Source organism: Aminobacter sp. P4_H6_2 (assembly GCF_056400805.1).
On sequence record NZ_JBFUKO010000316.1, the window covers coordinates 1 to 6,306 of the forward strand.

Annotated in this window: 6 protein-coding genes and 1 pseudogene; 1 reads left to right on the forward strand and 6 read right to left on the reverse strand. The window is 57.4% G+C overall.

The window, feature by feature from the left end; translation table 11 throughout:
- Positions 1-601 precede the first annotated feature (601 nt).
- Positions 602-850, reverse strand: coding sequence for an HGGxSTG domain-containing protein (locus AC1DUU_RS20225; protein ID WP_476785188.1), 249 nt, complete (start codon positions 848-850; stop codon positions 602-604).
- A 485-nt stretch (positions 851-1,335) separates the two neighbouring features.
- Positions 1,336-1,731, reverse strand: coding sequence for a hypothetical protein (locus AC1DUU_RS20230; protein WP_476785189.1), 396 nt, complete (start codon positions 1,729-1,731; stop codon positions 1,336-1,338).
- Between the two features lie 734 nt (positions 1,732-2,465).
- Here AC1DUU_RS20230 and AC1DUU_RS20235 point away from each other — a divergent pair.
- A complete protein-coding gene (locus tag AC1DUU_RS20235) occupies positions 2,466-2,759 on the forward strand; it encodes a hypothetical protein (RefSeq protein ID WP_476785190.1) in 294 nt (97 codons plus the stop codon).
- Between the two features lie 472 nt (positions 2,760-3,231).
- On the opposite strand, the pseudogene AC1DUU_RS20240 reads toward AC1DUU_RS20235, so the two are convergent.
- The 4 genes and pseudogenes from AC1DUU_RS20240 to AC1DUU_RS20255 all read right to left on the reverse strand — a co-directional run.
- Positions 3,232-4,145: pseudogene (locus AC1DUU_RS20240) on the reverse strand (SMP-30/gluconolactonase/LRE family protein).
- Between the two features lie 43 nt (positions 4,146-4,188).
- The gene (locus AC1DUU_RS20245) at positions 4,189-4,698 is read right to left on the reverse strand and encodes a gluconokinase (protein ID WP_476785193.1); all 510 of its coding nucleotides are present in this window, start codon (positions 4,696-4,698) and stop codon (positions 4,189-4,191) included.
- 37 nt (positions 4,699-4,735) lie between these two features.
- Entirely contained in the window at positions 4,736-5,722 is a 987-nt protein-coding gene (locus AC1DUU_RS20250) for an ABC transporter permease (RefSeq protein WP_476785191.1), read from the reverse strand.
- Positions 5,719-6,306, reverse strand: a 588-nt coding sequence (locus AC1DUU_RS20255) for an ABC transporter permease (protein WP_476785192.1), incomplete at its 5' end; no start/stop codon positions are given. The genes AC1DUU_RS20255 and AC1DUU_RS20250, both read right to left, overlap by 4 nt.

The window sequence follows — 6,306 nt, forward strand, 5'->3', positions numbered from 1 at the left end:
GGCGGCTTGATAGCCGCCGCTCTACCGCCGTTTTCAGCATCGCCAGACAGCCCGGTTTGTTGAAATCGCGGACCCGGTACCTTTAGGCGCAATGATGAAAACCATTCACGTTGTCGCCCTGGCCGGCGCAATTGGCCTTATCGCGGTGCTTCTGATCTCTCCTGCAAGTCTCCCGCATCGCCCCCAACCAATCGCCAACCGTCGTTTCGGCCATATCCGCACGCTGAGAGGCGTTCGCGGTTTTGGAGTGCGGATACCGCATGGACGACAAACGCCCGCTGGTGAGTCGCTGTGTGAATGTCGGGCCWTTATTTTAGCTTCGCGAGCATTTGGTTTGCTAACGCCTAGCAGTTGCAGACCGAGCATCAGCCTTTCACGCCCGTCAAACGCTGTCATCACGCCTACATGGCAATCTATCGTCCACAGGGTTAGAGGCCAGGTTGAAAACCGACACTTCGTATCCCTGCGAAGTAACAAAGGAGGCTTACATGACTAGGATAATTCTTGCATGGATAGCTGCCCTCACAACCGTCACATTGGTTCACGCTGGCGGCATTTCGGGACCCCCTGTTTGTTCAACGGCCACCGATGTCTGGTCAATCTACCCCGGGGCGAGGCTCATGGGGTCTTTGTCGGTCCCCCGGCTAGCCTGCCAGCGTGCCCGTTGGGACTCTGCAATGGGCGCCTTGCCCTCGACCGATTTAGGGCTGCTCGACATTCCCCCATGGAACTTGCACCCCTTCTTGCCCACGACTGGCCTAGCCCTGCACGGGTGCCCCTTCCGGGTCTTGGCCCCGCAATGGTGATGGGACTCGTCGGCTGTCGGAAGCCCTAAAACGGCGTTCCCCACCTTCGGCGGGAAGGAGCGTCAATAGTCAAATCTTGCGATAGTGGAGCCCCTAGGGCTTTGGCATTCCTCCCTTTTCAAGGGAGTACTGCGCATGAAGCCTATTACGTGCATCCTGGCCGGAGATGACACGACAAGCTGGAAGCTGGTCTCTAATATGGACAGACGGCATGTCTATGTCGGCACAGGGCGTCCACCTTACAAGCGGCTGTCCATTGATGAACTTCTGCGATGGAGCGGCCAAACACTTTGCAGATTCAGGCCCGCGACAAGCTGAAGTCGATGATGTTGGATGCCATTTGCAACAACTAGGCGCGAAAGTACTAAAAGCCCCGCCGTAGCGGGGGCGTGTCAATGTCCTGCCTATCCCAGTACCGTTGGACGCTGGCAACTGTGAAGAGAAAAAACCCCGCCACTCATAGGATGGTGACGGGGCTCTTGATTGGTCAGGTACATGCCGCAGTCAGGCAGCGTCATCAATACAATAATTACCCGAAACTATCACCGCTCCCCGACCTGACGATGCCTCTGCACGTGGAGATCGTGGTCCAGTAAGCAGCGGCGCCAAATGTCACTCTCACTTTGTATTTGACCATGTCGTATTCACTGTCTGCTTCAAATGCCAGTTTGTAGTCGGGGTAACGAATCTGCCAAACGCCGTCGCTGGCGTTCCTATTCTCAAATTCTTTGGGGTATCGTGCGGCTAGCCCCCTCCCGAATGTAGGGTCCAAAACCAGGGCTTGTATTTCAAACTCTGTCAGGTCGATATCGCAGATTCTCCATAGTTGATGCGTTTGCCAAATACCAACGCCCCAACTGAAAAATGCGAGCCCGACAACAGCGACAAGAAGTAAYAGGATCGCTTTATCTTGTTTGGTCTTCATTTGATGCTACGGATACTCAAGGTGGCGGACGGCCTGTGAGCCATGCAACCATACTGTCGATTGTCCGGTCGCACATGTTCTTGATATCGTAGGCAACTGCTGGAGCAAACTTATTTTCCGAGACACCGATGCTCCTTCCTAGGTCTTGGCCAACAATGGTTATGGTGGAGGCCGACCTGTGATGGCATACCAAGCTGCAGCGGCGCTGGCCCGCCAAGGAGGCGCGGACGTTCGGCGTAAGTGGAGGCCGCCRCAAAACGGAAATGACCTATGAAGACGCCTTCATCATAGGAGTTGTGGCGGCCTGCGTAGGTGTCGCATTGGTCGCCTACACCCTAATATTTGGGATCTGAGAGTGGCCCGATGATAGCGAGCGGCCTCCATGGCACGCCTCGTGTAGGCTCAGAACGTTGTCATTTTCTCGTTTTTGGAGGAGTGCGGGCGCTCAGAATGGAACCGGGGCGCGTCCTATGGAGTTCTGCGCGCCAAGGAGGCGCGGACACTGGCCTATGGAGAAAGCCACCCTGTCCGCGGCAAGCCAATGACCATCGAAGACACTGTTTTCATTGTAGCTCTAGTCGCCGTGGCCAGTGCTATATTGTGGTTGGTTGGCCTCTAGCAAGGAACCAAATGAACTGGGCCGACTGGTTTGTTGTCGCCGTAGCATTTGGCACGGCGAGCGCTATTCTCTCGCAGCTTGGGTTTTAGAGTTCCGCCCCGGCATGCGAGGGGCAATGACGCTGCAACGCGGTGATGAGTTCGAGGCGATCGCCAAGCTAATCGAGGAAGCGGGGCACCCGTTTCCGGTTACGCACATAAGGCGGCTTATTTTGCGCGCAACCGCTCGAACCCCTGCCAGCAAGGAACTGGCCACATGCATCGAAGTGCTGAACAAAACCCTTGGCGCCATAGCCGAGGTCATCGAGGAGATCGGAGACGGCCACAATGAAACGCGTCACGATGCGCTTGCCTATTTGTGGGCGCTGAAGCGGATGTGCCAGAAACCCAGTTCAAGAACCGTCATGTGATGACACCGTTGTTGAAGCGACGAGCTTGCTGAAAGGTGCCAAATTGGCGGTCCAGGGGGTACATAAGGTAAATCCAACGAGCCGGGAGGGGTCAATGGATTGGTTTCTTCTTGCTGCGGTCTTCAGCGCTTCCAGCGCGGTCATCTGGGCGATGAGTGCGTGAGGTCTACGCTGGCCAGTTCGCATCATCCGTGAATTCGGCAAGTATCGGCGTCATTGCCTGCGGCGGCGACAAGGATCTGCTGCCATTCAAGGCCGGTAATCTGACCCGGGCCGGTAGCCGTTACCGCAGTGATCAAAGTCGATATATCACCAAGCGCCACTAGTGCGCTTGCGAAGGTGGAGACCTCGTCCCAACCCTTCATATCCGCTTCCGTGGTGTCGATACGATGGAAGCCGCGCGCGTCGCCGAAGTCACAATCGAAGCCAAGCTCAAGTCGGCGTTCGCGTTCAGGAAGCTCAACTCCACAGGCTAGTAGGTCGGATGTCCATTCACCATGAGCCGAACGGGTAGAGGGACGTCGTGCCAGCAATATAAAGACAGTTGAGTTTTGCTCCGCCAAAGACACAATTGGCCGTCGGTTCGGGAACCTTGATCTTGCCGACCAGGGTCCCGTCGGGGTCATAGCAATGGATGCCGTCATGGGCCGCAACCCATATGCGACCGGCTGTGTCGAGCCGGAATCCATCGAACAGTCCGGCGGTACATTCAGCGAAGACACGCCCTCCGGTCACACCTCCTTTTGCGCTGACGTCGAACACGCGCATATGTGCAGGATACTGACTGCCGTGCGTGCGGCCGGTGTCGACCACGTAAAGCCTGCTTTCATCGATCGAGAAGGCGAGCCCATTCGGCTTCACCATGTCAGCGACGACCGCCTCGACCTCGCCAGAACCCGGATCCACCCGATAAACCTGGGATGAGCCGATCTCGCTTTCGGCCTTGTTGCCTTCGTAGTCGGAATCGATGCCGTATGTCGGATCGGAAAACCATATCGAGTCGTCAGACCGTACTACCACGTCATTGGGTGAGTTAAGGCGCTTGCCGCGCCAGGCATTGGCGATGACGGTGACCGATCCGTCGAACTCAGTACGAGTCACACGCCTGCCGCCATGCTCGCAGGTTACAAGTCTGCCCTGGCGGTCGACGGTATTGCCATTGGAATTCCCCGATGGCTGGCGAAATGTACTGACCCGCCCGTCCGTTTCGTCGAAACGCAACATCCGGTCGTTGGGAATGTCTGACCAGACAAGGTAACGTCCGGCGGCAAACCATGCCGGGCCCTCGGCCCAGAGACAGCCGGTGAACAGTTTTTCTACCCGCGAGTGGAGATTGACCAGCGGGGCAAAACGCAGGTCGAGGATTTCAAATGCAGCATCCGACATATCTGCTCCCAAACATGTTCTAGCCTGCAACGGCCGGTGCTCGTTATGGCTGCCGGCCACCATTCACGAAGTCTGTGGCTGCCCTAGCCAGCACATCGACAGRCAACAGCGCATCAAGGACAAGGGCTGCTTCATCGAAGTCCGGAGGCTCAAGATCAGCGAATTGACTGTCAACGAGGCTCTCGGGCATAAAATGGCCGGTGCGTTCCAAGACGCGACGACGAGCCGTAGCGGGATCGAGCATGAGATAAACGAAACGCAAGGTTGGGTTGTGGTTTCGGAGCTGATCGCGATAGCGGCGCTTGAGCGCCGAACACGCGGCAACGACATGCTTTCCCTCCACAACACGCGAGGCGATCTCACGACCGATCAAATCGAGCCATCCCTTCCGATCGGCATCCTTCAGTGGCTGGCCGTTTGCCATGCGCGTGATGTTTTTCGCAGGGTGCAGCATGTCGCCTTCGACGAAGCTGGCATGGAGTGCCTCGGCGATCGCCAATCCGACCACCGACTTGCCGCAGCCGCTTACGCCCATGACGACCAGCGGCCGCATGACACCATGTGTCTTTATGCCGGATTTGGTCAAGTGCTCACCCTTTTGATGGGGCCCGACCGTAAAGCAGCAGCATGGAGATGATGACGACCCCATAGATGATCTGCCGGCCGGCTTCTGGCATTTGAATGACCGAGAGGATGGACTGCAGCAGGGTGATCAGGATAACGCCCGCCACTGTCCCGAGGTACGATCCCTTTCCACCCAGTATCGAGGTACCACCCAGCACCACGGCGGCGATTGCGGGCAACAGATATGCGTCGCCCATGGCCTGCGCTGCCTTGGAGGCATAGCCCGCCAGCAGGACGCCACCGAGAGCGCTTAACCCGCCCGAAATTGCAAAGGCGATCAACACCACACGTCTGGTGTTTATGCCCGACAAGTAGGCCGCGCGCTCACGGTTGCCGATCCCGTAGACAGCACGTCCAAAGCCCGTCTTCGTCAACATGAACACCATGCCTGCCCCGACCAGGGCCCAGATGACGACAGCGTTTGGTATTCCCGGGACCAGCGCGCCGGTTGCGATGTAGCGCATCGCGTTGGTTGCTGAATCCCGTGGTGCAAAACCGCCCGTGTAGACCACCATCAGCCCTTGGGCGACGGCATTGGTGGCGAGCGTCACGATCATCGAGGGGATGCGCAGATATGCGACGCCAAAGCCGTTGAGCGTTCCGAACGCCATCCCGCAAAAAATGCCGAACGGAATTGCAAGGGCGGTCGCCACGGGCCCGTAGGCCGTTGCGGCACAGGCCATCATCGCGCCACCTGCCACGACCCAGGGTACGGAGAGATCTATCTGCCCGAGAAGAATGACAAGCATCATGCCAGTGGCAATCACGCCAAGGAAGGACGCGACCTTCAACTGCTGCAGCAGATACTCGCTTGAAAGGAAGCTCGGTGAATAGAGGCTCCCGATAACGATCAGCGCCAGGATACAGGCAAAGGCGGTCACGATTGCCGGATCGGCACGGCGGAGGAATTTCGGCATCCTGCTTGGCGTACGCATTGGCAAAGCTTCGCTCATCGAAACCACTCCAGCCGATTGCGTACCCTCAGAAGTCCGATCGAGCCAAAGCTGATAGCAGCCAGCAAGATCACTCCCTGAAACAGGGGTTGCCATAGAGCGTCCATATCAAAAACAAACATGAGGTCGCCGATGGTCCGGAAAGCAAACGCGCCAAAGATCACGCCGATGATGCTGCCCTTACCGCCATAGAGCGAGACGCCGCCGAGCACGACTGCTGCAATCGAAAAAAGCGTGTAAGTGCTAGCACTTGCCGTCGAAGCCTCGCCTGAATAGGTAAAAAAGGTCAAGAACAAGCCCCCCGTGCCGGCAAGCAGGCCCGAAAGGGCATAGGCAGCAAGTTTGCCACGACGGATTGGAACACCTGACATATAGGCGCTCTGCTCGGACGATCCGGCGGCATAGGCAGCGCGCCCGGTAACGGAACGGCTGAACGGCACCCAGACCAGAAGCACGATCGCCAAAAGAAACACCAGGCTCGTTGGCACAACGCCCAGCAACTTGCCGGTCATCGCATCAGCGAGTGTTTCGTTTACCGATCCTCCAGGCAAGGGGCGCAACATCAAGGCAATGCCGAAATAGAT